This window comes from Nocardiopsis sp. CNZ308 (assembly GCF_004217075.1).
Genome location: NZ_SHKJ01000001.1, coordinates 5,952,273 through 5,969,583 on the forward strand (window position 1 = coordinate 5,952,273; position 17,311 = coordinate 5,969,583).

Sequence of the window (17,311 nt, forward strand, 5' to 3'; positions counted from 1 at the left end):
GGGATCAGGCCGGGTCGAAGGACTCCATGGCGGCGGTGCGCTGGGCGCCCTGGTCGGCCCACGAGGCGTCGGTGGAGGCCCAGGCCAGCGCGTAGTACACCCCAGGCGCCACGGCGATGTTGCGGGTCAGCACGCGGCGCGTCTCGCCGGTCTCGTCCCGCCAGGTGAACTCCCACTCGGCGGCCGAGTGGAAGCCGGTGACGTCGGCGATCCGCACCCGCTCGTAGCCCGGTAGCCGCCCCGAGTCGTACACGCCCTGCTCCTGGTCCAGGACGTGCTGGTACTCGTCGTCGGTGGGGTGTTCGGCCATGTCGATCTGGAGGTAGTCGGCGTTGTCGGGGGACTCGAAGAAGACGCTGCTGCCGTCCACCCGGCGGATCCAGCCCTCGGGGACGCTCAGACCGAAGCCCTCGGGGTCCTCGGTCCAGGTCGTCCCGGGCACGGGGGCGCCGTCGGCGCCGCCCTCCTGGGGGGCGCCGGTCTCCTCGGGGGAGGCGGCGTCCCCCTCGTTCCCGCCCCCGGCCTGCTGCTCTCCGGGGCCGGGTTCGGAGGACTCCTCCGTGCCCGTCCCGGAGGCGGCGGCACCGGTGTCGGTCCCCCACGGGTCGAGCACCACCACCAGCGCCGCCACCGCCACCAGCGAGGCCAGGCCCAGGGTGAGCACCACCATCGGCCAGGACAGCCGTCCGCCCCGCCGCGGTTCCGGCGCCGTCGTGACCGTGGTCTGCGGCGGGACCGCCGCGGGGCCCCGGGGAACCGGTCCCGGGGTTGCGGGCGGGACCGGACCCGGGGTGACCGTGTGCGCGGGCGCGCTCAACGGCCGCGTCGGCACGGCCACGGCCGTGGCCGAGGGGGCCGTGAAGGCTCCGGCGGCGGTGCCCGCCTCCGCCTCCGCGGTCAGCAGCGCGCGGCAGCGATCGGCGTCGATCCGCCCGGCCGGGTCCTTCACCAGCAGGCCCCGCACCGCCTGGCCCAGCGGGCCCCGGCCCAGGACGTCGGGCGGCTCCTCGGAGGTGACGGCGTGCAATGTGGCGGGGATGCCCTCGCGGCGGAACGGGGAGGTGCCGGTGGCCGTGTGGTACAGGGTGGCGCCCAGCGACCACAGGTCGCTCGCCGGGGTCGCCGGGCTCATCGCCAGCCGCTCGGGGGCCAGGTAGGCGGGGGAGCCCATCACCCCGGCCGTCTGGGTGACGGAGGAGGTGTCGGCGATGGTGGCGATGCCGAAGTCGGTGAGCACTACCCGCCCGGCGTCGGTGACCATGACGTTCTCGGGTTTGACGTCGCGGTGGGTGATCCCCTGTCCGTGCGCGGTGCTCAGCGCGCTGAGCAGGTCGAGCCCCCACCGGGCGGTCACGCGGGCGTCGCGCGGTCCCTCCTGGCGGACCAGCGCGTGCAGGGAGCGCCCGCTGAGGAACTCCATGACGATCCACGGGCGCCCGTCGTCCTGGACGATGTCGTGCACGGTGACGATGTTGGGGTGGCCGCCCATCGCGGTGGCCTGCGCCTCGCGCCGGGCCCTGGCGGCCATCCGGTCGCGCTCGTGGTCGTCCAGGCCCGGGCCCAGGAGGATCTCCTTGACCGCGACGGTGCGGTTGAGCTCGGTGTCGTGGGCGCGCCAGACCCGGCCCATCCCGCCCCGGCCGATCTCGGCCAGCAGCTGGTAGCGGCCACGCAGTGCGCGGTGCGGCTCGGCCCCCATCGGACTCCCTTGCGGTGCGGGCCGTCGTGACCCCGTAGACGTCGAAAAGCCCGCAGGGACAGCGGTTCCCCATGCGAGCGGAGCGACCATAGTACTGAGGTGCGGCGGTGCTCCGACCTTGTGGGAACGCCGTCCCTGGTCAGCCCGCCGCGCCGGAGTCCCGGGGCCGGTGCGGGCCTCGGGGGTGGGGAACGGTCAGCCCAGGTCGGCGAGTTTGCGCTCCAGCACCTCCCGCTCGCGCTCGTTGCCGCACCGGCGCACGGCCAGCTCCAGTTCGGTGCGCGCCTCACCGGTACGCCCCAGGCGCACGAGCAGTTCCCCGCGCACGTTCGGCAGCAGGTGCGAGTCCGCCAGCGCCCCGGCCGCCGCCAGCGCGTCCACGATCCGCAGCGCCTCGGCCGGCCCCCGGGCCATGGAGACCGCCACCGCCCGGTTGAGGTCCACCACCGGGGAGGGCGCCAGACGGCCGAGCGCCTCGTAGAGCAGCACGATCCGCTCCCAGTCCGTCTCCCGCACCGAGGGGGCGAGCGCGTGGCACTCGGCGATCGCGGCCTGGAGGCCGTAGGCGCCCAGCCCCCGGCCGGTCCTCCCGGCACGGGCCAGGGCGGCCCGCCCCCGGCGGATCGCGGCGCGGTCCCAGCGGCGGCGGTCCTGGTGCTCCAGCAGCACCGGCCGCCCGTCCGCCCCGGTCCGGGCGGGGAAGCGCGCCGCGGTCAGCTCCAGCAGCGCCAGCAGGCCGTGGACCTCGGGCTGGTCGGGGACCAGACGGGCCAGCACCCGGGCCAGGCGCTGGGCCTCGCCCGCGAGGTCGAGCCGGAGCAGGTCTGCGCCGGAGCTGGCCGAGGAGCCCTCGGTGAAGATCAGGTAGACCACGTTGAGCACCGAGCCGAGCCGCTGGGACCGCTCCTGGGCCGGGGGCACCTCGAAGGGCACCCGGGCCGCCCCGAGGGTCCTCTTGGCCCGGGTGATCCTGGCCTGCACGGTCGCGGTCGGGACCAGGAACGCCCTGGCGATCTCGTCGCTGGTCAGACCGCCGACCACCCGCAGGGTGAGCGCCACCCTGGCCTCCCGCGACAGCACGGGGTGGCAGGCGGTGAACATCAGCGCGAGCACGTCGTCGTCGATCCGGTCCGGATCCCACAGCACGTCGTCGGCCTCCCGTGCGGGGTCGGCGGGCCCGCTGCCCGAGGCGGCCCCGCCCTCGCCCAGGTCACGGGCGAGGACGGCGTACCTGTCGTCCAGGGCGGAGCGGCGGCGGAACGCGTCGATCGCGCGGCGGCGGCCGACGGTGAGCAGCCACCCCGCCGGGTTGCGGGGCACGCCCTCGCGCGGCCAGGTCACCAGCGCCTCGGCCAGCGCCTCCTGGCCCAGGTCCTCGGCCAGGGCGAGGTCGCCGGTGTAGCGCGCGAGCGCGCCGACGATCCGCGCCGAGTCGATCCGCCAGACGGCGGCTACGGCCTCGCGGCCGGCGGGGTCAGCCATCTCCGGTCGGTCCGCTCAGAGCTGGCCGGTGGCCTCGCGCCAGGCCCGCTCCCTCTGGATCCACTCGTTGTCCTGCGGGAACTCGTCGATCGTGGTGACCCGGCGGATCTCGGTCTTGAAACCGGGGCCGGTCATCGGCGACCGCTTGGCCCACTCCACGGCCTCCTCCTTGGAGGCCACGTTGAGGATGTAGAACCCGCCGAACAGCTCCTTGGTCTCGCCGTAGGGACCGTCGGTGACCACGGGCGGCTCGGAGGAGTAGTCGACGACCACGCCCTCGGCGGCGTCGTCGAGGCCCTCCGCGGCGAGCAGCACCCCGGCGCGGATCAGCTCGTCGTTGTACCGGCCCATGGTCGCGAGCACCTCGTCGAAGTCGATCTCGCCCATCTTCGCGAAGGCCTCGTCGGTGGCGCGCATGATCAGCATGTACTTCATGGCTCTGTCTCCCCGGGTGTCGCGGGCCCCTTCCGGGCCCTTCCACCCCTAGGTCGAACGGGGGGTGCCGCGGATCGACACGTCCACCGGTCTTTTTCCGAGGAATTCTGACAGAGTCCGGATCCGCTGGTGGGGCGACACCCCGCTGGCCCGGGCCGACCGCCCTCCAGGGCCCTGGCGCCCAGCTCAGGGCGTGCCGGTGAGCCTGCCCATGACGTCGTACACCTGCCGCGGAGTCATCGGGGCGCCGGGAAGCGGTCCCCGGGCGGCGTCCGCGCGCAGCCCGTCGAGCACGAGGGCCAGTCCGCGGCGCCAGGCGTCGGGCGCGGCGCCCGCGGCCGCACGGGCGAGCAGGGCGTTGGTGCCGAAGACGACCAGGAGGTCCTCTCCGGTGAAGTCCGGGCGCAGGGCACCGGCCCGCCGCGCGCGCTCGACGATGCGCGTGGTGGCGTCCTGTGCCCTGGCGCAGACGGACATCAGGCGTTCGGCACGCGGATGGCACCCGCTGACCACGTCGGCGAGCGCGGGGTCGGTGACCTGGAGTTCGCAGACCCTCTCGACGTAGTACACGAACCCCTCCCAGGCCCCCTCGAAGGACAGGGCGTGCTCGGCTGCCTGGTCGAGGCCGTCCGTGGCCGCTTCGGCCGGATCGACGTGGTCGCGTACGGGCCGATCAGCGGCGAACAGGGATTCACCCCGGCCGCCGAGCTGGACGCGTCCGCCCTGGAGGGCCTGTTGCCGCTGCTGCTGCTCACCCCGGTCGAGGTGGTGCGGGCCGTGCTGCCGGAGTGGACCGAACGCGGCGACGGCGCCTTCCTGCTGGCCCAGGGCTACTCGGCGGCGCGACCGATGCCCGACCTCAGCGGTCTGGGCCCGGTGATGGCGGCCACCCGCAACTACCTGCACTCCCTCCACGCCGAACTGGCCGACAAGGGCGTCTACGCCGGCGCCCTGACCATCGCCTCCCTGATCGACCGCAGCGAGGTGTCCGCCGCGGCCCGGGCCGCCTTCGACGCGGCCGACGGCCCGCGGTTCCCGGTCGCCGACCCCGACGACCTCGCCGAGCACTACTGGGACATGTACACGGTCCGTGACCGCGCCGAGCGGTTCCACCCCGAGTCGCTGACTCCGCCGACCGCGGCGTAGCGCCCGCAGGCGCGTCGCCGCCCCGGGGCGGCGCCTACCGGGCCAGCAGGTCGCGCAGCGCCCCGACCACCTCGGCCGGGGCCTCCTCGGCCATGAAGTGGCCGCAGGTCACCGTGCTGTGGTGCAGGTCGGGGGCCCAGGCCCGCCACACCGCGGCGGCGTCGTAGCCCAGCGCCGCGCCCCAGTCCTGCTGGAGCACCGTCACCGGCATGGCCAGGCGCCGCCCGGCCGCGCGGTCGGCCTCGTCGTGTTCGACGTCGATCCCGGCCGAGGCCCGGTAGTCGGCCACGATCGAGGGCACGGCCTCGCGGGAGGCCCGCAGGTAGGCGGCGCGCACCTCGGCGGGGATCGCCTCGGGGTCGCGCGTCCAGATGTCCAGGAAGTGCCCGAAGAACGCGTCCGGGCTGGCGCCGATCAGCTGCTCGGGCAGGCCCGGGGGCTGGGCCATGAGGTACAGGTGGAAGCCCACCGCGGCCGAGGCCCCGCGCATGACCTCCCACATGTCCAGGGTCGGCAGCACGTCGAGCGAGGCCAGGTGGGTGACGGTACCGGGGTGGTCCAGCCCGGCGCGGATCGCGACCAGGGCGCCCCGGTCGTGGCCCGCCAGGGCGAAGCGCTCGTGGCCCAGGGCGCGGGCCAGGGCGACGACGTCGGCGGCCATGGTGCGCTTGGCGTAGGCGTGGCCGTCGGTGTCGGCGGGCTTGTCGCTGTCGCCGTAGCCGCGCAGGTCCGGGCAGATGACGGTGTGGTCGGCGGCCAGGTCGGCCGCGACGTGCCGCCACATCAGGTGGGTCTGGGGGAAGCCGTGCAGCAGCACGAGGGGGCTGCCCGAGCCGCCGACGGCGGCGTTGAGCGCCACGCCCTCGGCGACGGGCACGCGCTGGTAGTCGAATCCCGGGATCCTGGGTTCCATGGTGGTCTCCTCCGGTGGGTTGGAGTCGGGTCCCCGGCGGTCGCCGGGGAACTCGGTCGTCCACGAGCCTGCCGGGGGCCGATGAGCAGCCGATGAGCAGCGGTTGAGCGGGAGCGTCGGCGGCCCCGTCCGGTGCGGACGGCCGGATAGATTGGCTGTCATGGGGGGAGAGGCGACGCGGGCGGCGGTGTGCTTCCGCGTGCTGGGCCCTCTGGAGGCCGTCGGCCCGCACGGGCCGCTCGCCCTCAAGGGGCCGCGGCACCGCGCGGTGCTGGCCCGGCTCCTGGTCGCCGAGGGCCGTGCCGTGCCCGTGGACCGCCTCGTGGACGACCTGTGGGAGGCGCCCGCCGAGGGCTCCGTGGCGGCGGTGCGCACCTTCGTCTCCGCGCTGCGCCGGTCCCTGGAACCGGACCGGCCCGCGCGGCAACCCGCCCGGCTGCTGGTGACCGCGCCGCCGGGTTACGCGCTGCGGACCGGTCCCGACGCGGTCGACGCCCGGCGCTTCGCCGCGGCCGTGGCCCGCGGCGGCGCGCTGCTCACCGAGGACCGGCCCGGTGCGGCGCTGGACGGGCTGGAGGAGGCCCTCGGGTGGTGGCGGGGGCCCGCCTACGCCGAGTTCACCGCCTACCCCTGGGCGCGGGCCGAGGCCGACCGGCTGGAGGGGCTGCGGCTGCTGGCGGTGGAGCGGCACGCCGAGGCCCTCCTGGCGCTGGGCCGTGCGGGCGACGCCGTGCCCGCCCTGGAGGCGCACGCCCTGGCCCACCCCCTGCGCGAGAACGCCTGGCGGCAGTGGGCGCTGGCCCTGTACCGCTCGGGCCGCCAGGGTGACGCGCTGGCCGCGCTGCGCCGCGCCCGCCGGACCCTGGCGGACGAACTGGGGGTGGACCCCGGCCCCGAACTGCGGCGGTTGGAGGCCGACGTCCTGGCCCAGGCCCCCCACCTCATCCCGCGTGCCGCCACCGAGGTTCCGGCACGGGCGGAGAACGCGCCCGAACGCGCCCAGCGTCCCTTCGTGGGTCGGGCGCGGGAGCTGGAAGTGCTGGAGGGGGCCGCCGCCTCCGCCGCGCCGCACGCTCCGGCCCGGGTCGCCCTGGTCTCCGGCGACGCCGGGGCGGGCAAGACGGCCCTGGCCGAGGAACTCGCGCGGCGGCTGGCCGGGCGCGGGTGGACCACGGCCTGGGGGCGCGGCCCCGAGCACGAGGGGGTGCCCGCGGTCTGGCCCTGGGCGCAGATCGCCGCCGTGCTGGCGGCGTCGGTGAACACCGCGACCGATGGGGGCGCCACCGGCCCGGCGCAGGCCGCCGACCCCGGGGCCCCGCGCACCGACCCCACCGGCATCGGATCCGGCGCCCCGCGCATCGATACCGCCACGACCACGGGCACCGCGCTCCACGGGGGTACCACCGACCCCACCAGGTACGAGGCCACGGTGCCCGGAAGTACGACCGCGGACCCCGCTGCGGCCCGGTTCGGCGTCCTGCGCCGGGCCGCCCGCCTCCTCGCCTCGGCCGCGCGGCGCGGCCCCGTCCTGCTGGTCTTCGACGACCTGCACCGGGCGGCGGAGGAGACCCTGGAACTGTTCACCTTCCTGGCAGCCGAACCGCTCCCCGGACCCGTGCTGCTGGTGGGGACCCACCGGACCGGCGAGGTCCTCCCCGCGCTGACCGCGGCCCTAGCCCGGCTCGCCCCCGGCGAACCGGCCCGCGCCTACCTGGGCGGTCTGGCCGAGGAGGCGACCGGCGCGCTCGTCCGGGCCCTGGTCGGCCGCGACGTCGACGGGCGGGCGCTGCGCACCGTCCACCGGCGCAGCGGCGGCAACCCCTTCTTCGTCCGTGAGCTGGCCCGACTGCTGTCCGACGGGGACGGCGCCGCGCTCGACGCGGTCCCCGCCGGGGTGCGCGACGTCATCCGCCACCGCCTGGGCTCCCTGTCTCCCGGGGCCCGGGCCCTGCTGCGGCAGGCCTCCGTGATCGGCCGCGACATCGACCCCGACGTCCTGTCGGCCCTGTCCCCGGACGGGGACGCCCTGCTCGACGCCCTGGACGAGGCGCTGGAGGCGGGCTTCCTCACCGACCGCGCCGAACCGGACGAGCCCGACGGTGCCCCCGGCCTGCGCTTCGCGCACGTGCTGGTGCGCGACACCCTGTACCAGGACCTCTCCCGACCGCGCCGGGCGCACTGGCACACGGCGGTGGCCGAGGCCGTCGAGGCGCTGCGCCCCGACCGGGCCGACCTGCTCGCCCACCACTTCGGGCGGGCGGGAACCCGCGCCACCGCGACCCGGGCCGCCCACCACGCCCGCACCGCCGCCCTGCGGGCCGAGGAGCGCTTCGCCCCGCACGAGGCGGCCCGGCTGTGGCGGGAGGCCGTCGCCGCCCACGACCGCTCCGGCGAGGACCGGCCCCGCGAACGCCTGGAGGCGGTCATGGGCATGGTGCGGGCGCTGGCCGTCACCGGCCGCCTGGAGGAGGCCCGCCACCACCGCGCCCGGGCGGTCGCCGCGGCCGAGGAGTTGGGCGACGCGGAGCTGACGGCGCAGGTCATCACCGCCTTCGACGTGCCCGCCCTGTGGCCGCGCAACGACGACGAGGAGCTGGCCCGCCAGGTCGCCGGGGCCGCCGAGCGCACCCTGGCCGCCCTGCCTGAGGACCGCCCCGAGCAGCGCGTCCGCCTGCTGTGCGCCCTGGCCCTGGAACTGCGCGGCACCGCCACCGGCCGGGGGCCGGACGCGGCCCGCCGGGCCGAGGAGGCCGCCCGCGGGCTCGGCGACCCCGCCCTGCTGTGCCTGGCGCTCAACGCCCGCTTCATGCAGTCCTTCCAGGGCGCCGGGCGGGCCCCGCAGCGCGTGGAGATCGGCGCGGAACTGGTCGAGCTGGCCTCCCGGCACGGCCTGGTGACCTTCGAGGTGCTGGGCCGCCTCGTCCTGGTCCAGGCGCACTCCGCGCTCGCCGACTTCGGCGCCGCCGACGCCCACGCGGCCAGCGCCGACCGGCTGGGCTCGCGCTACGGGATTCCGCTGGTGGGGGTGTTCACCCGCTGGTACGAGGCGCTGCGCACGGCCGCGCGGGGGTCCGTCGAAGAGGCCGAGGCCGCCTACCGGGCCGCGAGCGTGCGGCTCGCCGACACCGGCATGCCCGGGGTGGAGCAGGGCATCCTGCCCCTGGCGCTGCTGTGCCTGCGCCTCCAGGGCGGCCGACCCGCGCCGGTGGACCCGCGCCAGGACTGGGGCCCCTACGCGCCCTGGGCCGACGCCCTGGCCTCGCCCGGGTCCGCGCCCCCGCCGCCCGACGCGCCGCCCGGCCTGCTCGGGGAGGCCCTGACCTGTCTGGCCGCCCGGGCCGCCACCGCCGTCGGCGACCGCCCCGCGATGGAGCGCGCCCACCGCCTGCTCTCACCCGCCGCCGGGGAGCTGGCCGGTGCGGGCAGCGGTCTGCTGACCCTGGGACCGGTCGCGCACCAGCTCGGCGACCTCGACCGCGCGCTCGGACGCCGCGAGCGGGCCGCGGAGCACTACCGGCTGGCCCTGAGCGTGGCCGCCCGGGCAGGGTCGCCGCACTGGACCGCCGCGGCCCGGGCGGCCCTGGACGACCTGGACTGAGCCGCGCGCCGTCCGGGTGGCGGGGGCTCCGGGGCCCGCCGCTTCCACGCCGTCGGCTCCATCGGTGCGGAGGGAGAGCGCCGTCCGGGGCGCGAGGCCCGGGCCGTGACCGCGACACGCCCGCCGCGATGTGTAGTTTGGCCGTGTTGTGGTAAAAAGTTAGGCGTGCCGAACTTTCAAGATGAGGCTTCTTCACATTCCTGGTCGGCGAAGCTCCCCGCCGCCTGCCTCGCCCTGGTCCTGGGCCTGAGCGCCTGCTCCTCCTCCGCCGGGCAGGAGCGCGACGACGGGCGGCTCCTGGTCCTCACCACGTTCACCGTCCTGGCGGACATGGCACGCAACGTCGCCGACGGGCGCGTGGAGGTCGCCTCGCTCACCCGGCCCGGAGCCGAGATCCACGGCTACGAACCCACCCCCGACGACCTCGTCCGCGGCCAGGACGCCGACCTGATCCTGGAGAACGGGCTCGGCCTGGAGGCGTGGTTCAGCCAGTTCACCGAACGCGTGCGGGCCCCCACCGCCGTGCTCAGCGACGGCGTCGAGACCATCCCCGTCTCCGCGGGGGAGTACGAGGGCCAGCCCAACCCCCACGCCTGGATGTCGCCCGACAACGCCCCCGTCTACGTCGACAACATCCGCGACGCCCTCACCGAACTCGACCCCGGGGGCGAGCGGGTCTACGCCGAGGCGGCCGAGGCCTACAAGGACGAGATCAGCGAGGTCGGCGACTACCTGGAGGACGAACTCGCCGGGGTCCCCGACAGCTCCCGCGCCCTGGTCACCTGCGAGGGCGCCTTCTCCTACCTGGCGCGCGACGCGGGGCTGACCGAGATGTACCTGTGGCCGGTCAACGCCGAGACCCAGGGCACCCCCCAGCAGACCGCCGCCGTCACCGAGTTCGTCCGCGACAACCAGGTGCCCGCCGTCTTCTGCGAGAGCACCGTCAACGACGGCTCCCAGCGCTCGGTGGCGCGCGAGACCGGCGCCGCCATGGGCCAAACCCTCTACGTCGACTCCCTGTCCGAGGAGGGCGGCCCCGTCCCCACCTACCTGGACCTGCTGCGCCACGACGCCGAGGCCATCGTGGCCGGGCTGCGGGGGGAGGAGCGGTGAACGCCGCCATCGAGGTCACCGACGCCACCGTCCGCTACGGCGAGGTCCTGGCACTGGACGGTGTGAGCCTGTCCGTCGCCCCCGGCCGCGTCTGCGGCCTGCTGGGCACCAACGGGTCGGGCAAGTCCACCCTGTTCAAGACCGTGCTGGGCCTCGTCCCCGCCGACGGGGGGCGGGTGCGGATCCTCGGGCACACCGGGGCCGCCGCCCGCCGCCGCGGGCTGGTGGGCTACGTGCCCCAGTCCGAACAGGTCGACTGGGCCTTCCCGGTCCGCGTGCGCGACGTGGTGATGATGGGCCGCTACGGACGCATGGGACGGCGGCGGCGCCCCCGCCCCGCCGACCGGGAGGCGGTCGAGCACGCCCTGGACCGCACCCACCTGGGCGACCTGGCCGACCGCCAGATCGGCGCGCTCTCCGGCGGCCAGCGCAAACGCGCCTTCGTGGCCCGCGCCATCGCCCAGGGCGCCGACGTGCTCCTGCTCGACGAGCCCTTCGCCGGGGTCGACAAGCGTTCGGAGGGGCGCATCACCGAACTGCTGCTGCAACTGCGCGGCGAGGGCCACACCCTGCTGGTGTCCACCCACGACCTGGCCCAGGTGCCCGCCCTGTGCGACGAGGCGGTGCTGCTCCAGCGCCGCGTCGTGGCGCACGGCGCCCCCGAGGAGGTCCTGCGCCCGGAGACCCTCATGGAGGCCTTCGGGGTCCACACCGACGAGGAGGGAACGGCATGGACGCGCTGACCGCGGTCGCGGAGTGGTTCACGGTGCCCCTGGGCTTCGACTTCGTCCGGCGCGCCCTGCTGGTCGGCGTGGTCGCCGGGGTGGCGTGCGCCGTCCTGTCGTGCTGGATGACGCTGGTGGGCTGGTCGCTGATGGGCGACGCCGTCTCCCACGCCGTCCTGCCCGGGGTGGTGCTGTCCTACCTGTTCGGGCTGCCCTTCGCCGTGGGCGCGCTGGTCTTCGGCGCCGGGTCGGTCGCCCTGATCGGGGTGGTCAACCGCACCTCCCGGGTCAAGGAGGACGCCGTCATCGGCGTGGTCTTCACGGCCATGTTCGCCCTGGGCCTGGTCCTGGTCTCGCGCGTGCCCAGCCAGACCGACCTGGGGCACATCCTGTTCGGCAACGTGCTGGGGGTGTCCGACACCGACATCTGGCAGGTGCTCGTCCTGGCCGGGGTGGTGCTGGCGGTGGTCTGGTACAAGCACCGCGACCTGACCCTGTACGCCTTCGACCCGGTCCACGCGCACGCGGTGGGCATCAACCCCCGCCTGCTGGAGACGCTGCTGCTGGGGCTGCTGTCGGTCACGGTGGTGGTGGCCCTCCAGGCGGTGGGGATCATCCTGGTCGTGGCCATGGTCATCGTCCCCGGGGCGACCGCCTACCTGCTCACCGACCGCTTCGAGCGGATGCTGGTCATCTCCGCGGCGGTGGCCGTGGCGGCGGCCGTGGCGGGGGTGTTCCTCAGCTTCCACCTGAACGTGTCCACCGGCGGGGCGATCGTGCTGGCCCAGTCGTCGGCCTTCACCCTGGCCTACCTGTTCTCGCCCCGCCAGGGCGTGCTGCGGCGGCGCCGCGCCGCGCGGGGGACCGGGACCCGCGCGGTCGGCCGCGGGCGGACCCGCCCCACGAGGGAGCCGTCCTAGGTCCACCGCCGCCGACGGGCGCGGCCCGCCGCGTCGCCGCTAGGGGCGCCGCACGTCGATGACGTACTTCCCGCGGACGCCGCCCGCCTCCAGCCTGCGGTGGGCCTCCGCGATGCCGGCCATCGGGAGGACCGTGTCGACCACGGGACGGATCGTCCCCTCCTCGGCGGCCCGGGTGAGCTCGGCGATGCGCTCCGCCGACGGATTGTTACTGAAGAGCTTGGTCCGGCCGGGCCGCACGGCGGCCCGGAGCCCGGTGCCGAGCAGGGACCTGAGGACGCGGTCCGGGTCGAAGGCGAGCGCGACCATGCGCCCGCGCCGGTGCAGCCGCGCCTGGTAGGCACCGAGGTCGGTGCCGACCAGGTCGACGATGACGTCGAAGCGGCCGAGGTCCCGCGGCCGGGTCGTGCGGTAGTCCAGGGCCTCGTCGGCGCCGAGTCCTCGGATCCAGTCGAGGTTGCGGGCCCCGGCGAGGGCGGTGACCTCGGCGCCGAGCGCCTTGCCCAGCTGCACCGCGACGTTGCCGACGCCTCCGGTGGCGCCGCGGACCAGGAGCCGTTCACCGGGCGCGAGGCGGGCCTTGTCCGTCAGCGCGGTCAGGGCGGTGGTACCCGCCCCCGGAAGGGCGGCGGCCTCCAGGAGACCGAGGTTCCCGGGCGCGTTGGCGAGCCGCCGCCCGGGAACGACGACGTGGTCGGCGACGGACCCGAAGACGAAGTGCGGCATGAGCCCCCACACCGCGTCCCCCGCCCGCCAGGCGCGCACTCCGGCGCCCACCGACGCGACGCGGCCCGTGAAGTCGACGCCCACGCCCCGGGGGAACCGGGCGCGGGCGACCCCGCGCATCCTGCCCGAGCGGAAGGCGAGCTCGGCCGCGTCCACGCTCGCGGCGTGCACCTCGACGAGCACCTCGCCCTCTCCCGGGCTCGGCGTGGGCACCTCGTCGACGCGCAGCACCTCGGGCGGGCCGAATCGGTCGTACCGCACAGCGCGCATGGTCGTTCTCCCCGGTCTCTCGACAAGAAAGTGGGGTGGCCCCCCACTTCGTTCCGCTAAGATAACCGGAGAGGCACCCCACTTAGCAAGCGCAGGAGGTCACGGTGGTCGAGAGCGCGGCGCAGAAGCCCTTGCGCGCGGACGCCCGGCGCAACTACGAACGCATCGTCGCCGTGGCCGAGGAGGTGTTCGCGGCGCACGGCGTCGACGCCTCACTGGAGGAGATCGCCCGCCGGGCCGGAGTGGGCTCGGCGACCCTGCACCGGCACTTCCCCTCCCGCCGCCGCCTGCTGGAGGCGGTCTTCCACGACCGCGTCGAAGCGCTCTGCGCGAGGGCGCGGGAGCACGCCCGCACCAGCGGGCCCGGCCCCGCGCTCTTCGCCTGGTTGCGGGACCTCCACGCCTACGCCGAGGCCAGCCGCGGACTGGCCGCCTCGCTGCTGCGGGACGGCCGCGACACCGACCTGCTGGAACGCGACGGCGGCTGCGCGGCGATGATCACCACCGCGGCCGGTGAACTCCTGGAGCCCTCCCGTCGGGCGCGGGCGGTGCGCCCCGATGTGCGCGCCGAGGACCTGGTCGCGCTCGTCAGCGCCATCTCGCTCGCCACGGAGGACCACCCCGACGACGCGCAGGCGGGCCGTCTGCTGGACATCGCGATCGCGGGCGTGCGCCCGCAGGAGCCGGCGGCCACGACCGGCGGGACTTCCTGAGGCCGGGGCCGGGCGCGGCCCCGACGCGGGGACGTCACACGGCCCGTTCGGAGGCGGTGTCCCCCGCCGGGCGCGCGGGTCCGGCGAGACAGCTGGTCAGCGGCCGGCCGGGCACGGGCCCGCGAAAAACGGCGCGGCGGCACGGGGGAGTGGGTCCGTGCCGCCGCGCCCGAGGGGGCCGGGCGGGAGTCAGCCGCGGCCCGCCTCCACCGGGGTGTGGTCCTTACGCGCGGCCCGCCGGGCGCGCAGTCGGCCGACCGCCACGACCAGGCCGATCGTCAGCAGCAGCCCGTAGATGCCCAGGGTGATCCCGCTGTCCACGAGCACCGACACCTCACCCTGCCCCACGGCCAGGGCGCGGCGCAGCTCCGTCTCGGCCACCGGGCCCAGGACGACCGCGATCAGCACCGGGGCCAGCGGAATGCCGAAGCGGCGCATCATCAGAGCCACCAGGCCCAGGATCAGCATCAGCCACAGATCCACCATGGACGACGCGGCCGCGTACACGCCCAGGGACGAGAACACCGCGATCCCGGCGTACATGTACGGCTTGGGGACCAGCAGCAGCTTGGCCCACAGCGGAGCGAAGGGCAGGTTGAGGATGAGCAGCATGACGCTGCCGATGAACAGGCTGGCCAGCAGCGCCCACACCAGGTCGCCGTCGCGCTCGAACAGCAGCGGACCGGGTTGCATCCCGTACTGCTGGAAGGCGGCCAGCATGATCGCGGCGGTCGCCGACGTGGGCAGGCCCAGACCCAGCAGGGTGCCCATCGCGGTTCCGGCGGTGGCGCTGGCGGCCGCCTCCGGCGCGGCCACGCCCTCGATCGCGCCCTCGCCGAACTCGTCCTCGCCCTTGCCGCGCCGGGCGCGCCGCGCGGCGAGCTTGCGCTCGGTGCCGTAGGCCAGGAAGGTCGGGATCTCCGATCCGCCCGCCGGGATGGACCCGAACGGCAGGCCGAACAGGGTTCCGCGCATCCAGGCCGGAAGCGTGCGCCGCAGGTCGCGTCGGCTCAGCCAGGGAGTGCCGGTGCGCCGCAGGCCACCGCGCGCCGCGTCGCCCGCGTGGGCGGTGGCGGCCACGTGCAGCACCTCGCCGATCGCCAGCAGCGCCACGGTCACCGTGATGATGCTGAAGCCCTCGAAGAGCTGGGGCACGCCCAGGGTGAAGCGCTCGGCGCCGCTGAGGCCGTCGATACCCACCATCGAGATGGCCAGGCCGATGCCCAGCGCGATCAGGCCGCGCACGGCCGAGTCCGAGACCACCGCGGAGGTGGCCACGAACGCGAAGACGGTGAGCGCGAAGTACTCGGCGGGACCGAACTGCAGCGCCAGCTGCACGATGACCGGTGAGAAGAACGCCACCAGCGCCGTGGACACGATCGCGCCGATGAACGCGCCGATCGCCGCCGTGGCCAGCGCCTGCGGAGCCCGCCCGCGCTTGGCCATCTTGTGGCCCTCGATGGCGGTGGCGATGGCCGAGGCCTGCCCCGGCGTGTTCATCAGGATGGCGGCGGTGGAGTCACCGAACAGCCCGCCGTAGTACACACCGGCGAACATGATGAACGCGCCGGTGGGGTCGAGGTGGAAGGTGACCGGCAGCAGCAGGGCGACGGCCATGGAGGAGCCCAGGCCGGGCACCACGCCCACGGCCGTGCCGAGCATGACGCCCAGCAGCGCCAGGAAGAGGTACTCGGGGCTCAGCGCGTTGGCGAACCCCGCCATGAGGTTGGTGAGAACGTCCATTTAGAAGATGCCCCCGAGGATTCCGGCCGGCAGGTTCAGGCCCAGACCGGCGACGAAGGCGAGCTGGATGACGGAGGAGAACACCAGCGACAGCACGGCGTCGAACAGGTACCGGCGGCTGCCCAGGGCGTAGGCCACGCCGAAGAACAGCAGCGCCGCGGACAGCAGCCAGCCCACCGGCTGGAGCAGCAGGATAAACACCGTCAGCGAGGCGACGACGATTCCCAGGCAGCGCCAGTCGATGCGCACGGGCCCCGCCTCACCGGCCGGGGCGCCCCCGTCGGTGTCGGCGGCGTCGGTGGTCTCACCGGTGGTCGGCGCCTCGGCGGTGCGGGCCGGGCGCAGGAGGACCTGCACGGCCAGGGCCACGCCCGTGACGCCCATGAAGATCGCGACCAGGGTCGGGAAGAAGCGCGGGCCGGGCGGTTCGGTGCCCGGCGGCACCGGCATGGCGGCGGTCTGCACGGCGATGAACCCGGCGATGCCCAGCACCAGGGCGGCGACCAGCAGTTCGGACCGGCCCCGCCACCAGGAGGGGCGGGGCGGCGGGGCGACGGGCTCCGTCGCCCGGGTGGGGGTGGTGGCGTCGGTACTCAAGACAGGCCCAGTTCCTCGGTGATGGTGGTGATGCGCTCGGTCTCCAGGGCGAGGAACTCCTCGAACTCCTCGCCGGTCTGGAAGGTGTCGTCCCAGCGGTTGCGCTCCAGCGTCTGCGCCCACTCGGGGGTGTCGTGCATCTCGGTGACGATCGCGGTCAGCTCGGCGCGCTCCTCCTCGGTGATGCCGGCCGGGGCCACGAACCCCCGCCAGTTGGGCAGGACCGCGTCGATGTCCTGCTCGGCCAGGGTGGGGACGTCGATGCCCTCGACGCGCTCGTGCGCGGAGACGCCCAGGGCGCGCACGTTGCCCGCCTCGATCTGGTCGCTGAACTCGTTGTAGCCGCTGATGCCCACGTCGACGCTGCCCGACAGCAGCGAGGTCAGCGCCTCACCGCCGCCGGAGAAGGCGATGTAGTTGACGTCCTGGGGGTCGACGTCCACGTCGGAGGCGATGAGTCCGGCCAGCAGGTGGTCGGTGCCGCCCAGGGAGCCGCCGCCGATCGCCATCCCGCCCGGGTCCTCGCGCCAGGCCTCGGCCAGGTCGTCCATGTCCTGGTACGGGGAGTCGTCGGGGACCACGACCACCTCGTAGTCGTCGGCCAGCCGGGCGATGGGGGTGACGTCCTGCAGGTCGTGCGAGGAGTTGTTGACGATGATGCTGCCGATCATGACCGTGCCGGTCACCATCAGCATGTTGGCCCGGCCCTCCTGGCGGACCGCCTGGGCCAGGCCGATGGTGCCACCCGCGCCGGGAACGTTGACCACCTGGTTGTTGGCGACGATCTCTCCCTCGCGGAAGGCGTTCTGCGCCTCGCGCCCCACCAGGTCCCAGCCGCCGCCGGGCGCGGCGGGCACGATCGTGGTCAGTCGGCTGCGTACGGCCTCGGCGCCGTCGCCGCCGGTCGACGAGGCGTTGACCGCCGCGGCGCCGATGACGACGGCCGCGGCGACCGCGCCGCCGACGCGCAGAATGCGCTGGATGCTCATGGGGTGGCTCTCTCCGTTGCTGCGGGTCCGCGGTGCGGGCGGGCGCTCGCGGGCCGACGGACCGCCCGAGGCGGGAACGTGGCGGCCGTTACACCGCTCCGTGGCGCCGGTCGCATCCGCACCGGTTTCGAGAGCATGACCCACGGTTTGCCGACCGGTAAATCTTCTGGTCGTTTTGAACACAGAGATTGTTGTGGTCGCCCGGGGCCGCGGCCGCCGATCGCGGGCGGACAACCACCCTG

General features: G+C 75.2%; 15 protein-coding genes. 6 read left to right on the forward strand and 9 right to left on the reverse strand.

The features are described 5' to 3' along the window. Positions 1–4: 4 nt before the first annotated feature. The 4 genes from EV372_RS25680 to EV372_RS25695 all read right to left on the reverse strand — a co-directional run bounded on the left by EV372_RS25680 (position 5) and on the right by EV372_RS25695 (position 4,186). Positions 5–1,699, reverse strand: a complete 1,695-nt coding sequence (locus EV372_RS25680; RefSeq protein ID WP_130398150.1) for a serine/threonine-protein kinase — start codon at positions 1,697–1,699, stop codon at positions 5–7. A 195-nt stretch (positions 1,700–1,894) separates the two neighbouring features. After that, positions 1,895–3,181, reverse strand: a complete 1,287-nt coding sequence (locus EV372_RS25685) for a DUF6596 domain-containing protein (protein WP_130398151.1) — start codon at positions 3,179–3,181, stop codon at positions 1,895–1,897. A gap of 15 nt (positions 3,182–3,196) precedes the next feature. After that, the gene (locus tag EV372_RS25690) at positions 3,197–3,616 is read right to left on the reverse strand and encodes a YciI family protein (RefSeq protein ID WP_130398152.1); all 420 of its coding nucleotides are present in this window, start codon (positions 3,614–3,616) and stop codon (positions 3,197–3,199) included. Positions 3,617–3,802: 186 nt separating this feature from the next. Further along, positions 3,803–4,186, reverse strand: coding sequence for an SbtR family transcriptional regulator (locus EV372_RS25695; protein ID WP_197044318.1), 384 nt, complete (start codon positions 4,184–4,186; stop codon positions 3,803–3,805). Positions 4,187–4,219: 33 nt separating this feature from the next. On the opposite strand from EV372_RS25695, the gene EV372_RS25700 reads away from it, so the two are divergent. Then, entirely contained in the window at positions 4,220–4,762 is a 543-nt protein-coding gene (locus EV372_RS25700) for a Rossmann-fold NAD(P)-binding domain-containing protein (RefSeq protein WP_197044319.1), read from the forward strand. A 34-nt stretch (positions 4,763–4,796) separates the two neighbouring features. Here EV372_RS25700 and EV372_RS25705 read toward each other — a convergent pair whose 3' ends face one another. After that, on the reverse strand, positions 4,797–5,675 hold the full coding sequence (locus EV372_RS25705) for an alpha/beta fold hydrolase (RefSeq protein WP_130398153.1): 879 nt from the start codon (positions 5,673–5,675) through the stop codon (positions 4,797–4,799). A 160-nt stretch (positions 5,676–5,835) separates the two neighbouring features. Between EV372_RS25705 and EV372_RS25710 the strand changes: the two genes are divergently transcribed. The 4 genes from EV372_RS25710 to EV372_RS25725 all read left to right on the forward strand — a co-directional run bounded on the left by EV372_RS25710 (position 5,836) and on the right by EV372_RS25725 (position 12,031). Beyond that, on the forward strand, positions 5,836–9,273 hold the full coding sequence (locus tag EV372_RS25710; RefSeq protein WP_130398154.1) for a BTAD domain-containing putative transcriptional regulator: 3,438 nt from the start codon (positions 5,836–5,838) through the stop codon (positions 9,271–9,273). Positions 9,274–9,438: 165 nt separating this feature from the next. Then, complete coding sequence (locus EV372_RS25715; RefSeq protein WP_130398155.1) at positions 9,439–10,386, forward strand: metal ABC transporter substrate-binding protein; 948 nt, start codon at positions 9,439–9,441, stop codon at positions 10,384–10,386. Continuing rightward, the gene (locus tag EV372_RS25720; RefSeq protein ID WP_130398156.1) at positions 10,383–11,129 is read left to right on the forward strand and encodes a metal ABC transporter ATP-binding protein; all 747 of its coding nucleotides are present in this window, start codon (positions 10,383–10,385) and stop codon (positions 11,127–11,129) included. The genes EV372_RS25715 and EV372_RS25720 overlap by 4 nt, the downstream gene beginning before the upstream one ends. After that, positions 11,117–12,031 carry a metal ABC transporter permease gene (locus EV372_RS25725; RefSeq protein ID WP_130398157.1) on the forward strand — a complete coding sequence of 305 codons (915 nt, stop codon included), beginning with the start codon at positions 11,117–11,119 and terminating at the stop codon, positions 12,029–12,031. The genes EV372_RS25720 and EV372_RS25725 overlap by 13 nt, the downstream gene beginning before the upstream one ends. Before the next feature lie 39 nt (positions 12,032–12,070). Here EV372_RS25725 and EV372_RS25730 read toward each other — a convergent pair whose 3' ends face one another. Beyond that, positions 12,071–13,027, reverse strand: coding sequence for an NAD(P)-dependent alcohol dehydrogenase (locus EV372_RS25730; RefSeq protein WP_130398158.1), 957 nt, complete (start codon positions 13,025–13,027; stop codon positions 12,071–12,073). Positions 13,028–13,131: 104 nt separating this feature from the next. Between EV372_RS25730 and EV372_RS25735 the strand changes: the two genes are divergently transcribed. Beyond that, complete coding sequence (locus EV372_RS25735; RefSeq protein WP_130398159.1) at positions 13,132–13,740, forward strand: TetR/AcrR family transcriptional regulator; 609 nt, start codon at positions 13,132–13,134, stop codon at positions 13,738–13,740. A gap of 189 nt (positions 13,741–13,929) precedes the next feature. On the opposite strand, the gene EV372_RS25740 is transcribed toward EV372_RS25735, so the two are convergent. Genes EV372_RS25740 through EV372_RS25750 form a run of 3 tightly spaced genes read right to left on the reverse strand, consistent with a single transcriptional unit; the run spans position 13,930 to position 17,069 of the window. Continuing rightward, the gene (locus tag EV372_RS25740) at positions 13,930–15,483 is read right to left on the reverse strand and encodes a tripartite tricarboxylate transporter permease (protein WP_130398160.1); all 1,554 of its coding nucleotides are present in this window, start codon (positions 15,481–15,483) and stop codon (positions 13,930–13,932) included. Then, positions 15,484–16,080 carry a tripartite tricarboxylate transporter TctB family protein gene (locus EV372_RS25745; RefSeq protein WP_130398161.1) on the reverse strand — a complete coding sequence of 199 codons (597 nt, stop codon included), beginning with the start codon at positions 16,078–16,080 and terminating at the stop codon, positions 15,484–15,486. Then, entirely contained in the window at positions 16,077–17,069 is a 993-nt protein-coding gene (locus EV372_RS25750; RefSeq protein ID WP_130398162.1) for a Bug family tripartite tricarboxylate transporter substrate binding protein, read from the reverse strand. The genes EV372_RS25745 and EV372_RS25750 overlap by 4 nt, the downstream gene beginning before the upstream one ends. Positions 17,070–17,311: the final 242 nt, after the last annotated feature.

Coding starts and splice junctions, on each gene's coding strand:
- EV372_RS25680 (WP_130398150.1), bottom strand. CDS start 1,699: ATGGGGGCCGAGCCGCACCGCGCACTGCGTGGCCGCTACCAGCTGCTG.
- EV372_RS25685 (WP_130398151.1), bottom strand. CDS start 3,181: ATGGCTGACCCCGCCGGCCGCGAGGCCGTAGCCGCCGTCTGGCGGATC.
- EV372_RS25690 (WP_130398152.1), bottom strand. CDS start 3,616: ATGAAGTACATGCTGATCATGCGCGCCACCGACGAGGCCTTCGCGAAG.
- EV372_RS25705 (WP_130398153.1), bottom strand. CDS start 5,675: ATGGAACCCAGGATCCCGGGATTCGACTACCAGCGCGTGCCCGTCGCC.
- EV372_RS25710 (WP_130398154.1), top strand. CDS start 5,836: ATGGGGGGAGAGGCGACGCGGGCGGCGGTGTGCTTCCGCGTGCTGGGC.
- EV372_RS25725 (WP_130398157.1), top strand. CDS start 11,117: ATGGACGCGCTGACCGCGGTCGCGGAGTGGTTCACGGTGCCCCTGGGC.
- EV372_RS25730 (WP_130398158.1), bottom strand. CDS start 13,027: ATGCGCGCTGTGCGGTACGACCGATTCGGCCCGCCCGAGGTGCTGCGC.
- EV372_RS25740 (WP_130398160.1), bottom strand. CDS start 15,483: ATGGACGTTCTCACCAACCTCATGGCGGGGTTCGCCAACGCGCTGAGC.
- EV372_RS25750 (WP_130398162.1), bottom strand. CDS start 17,069: ATGAGCATCCAGCGCATTCTGCGCGTCGGCGGCGCGGTCGCCGCGGCC.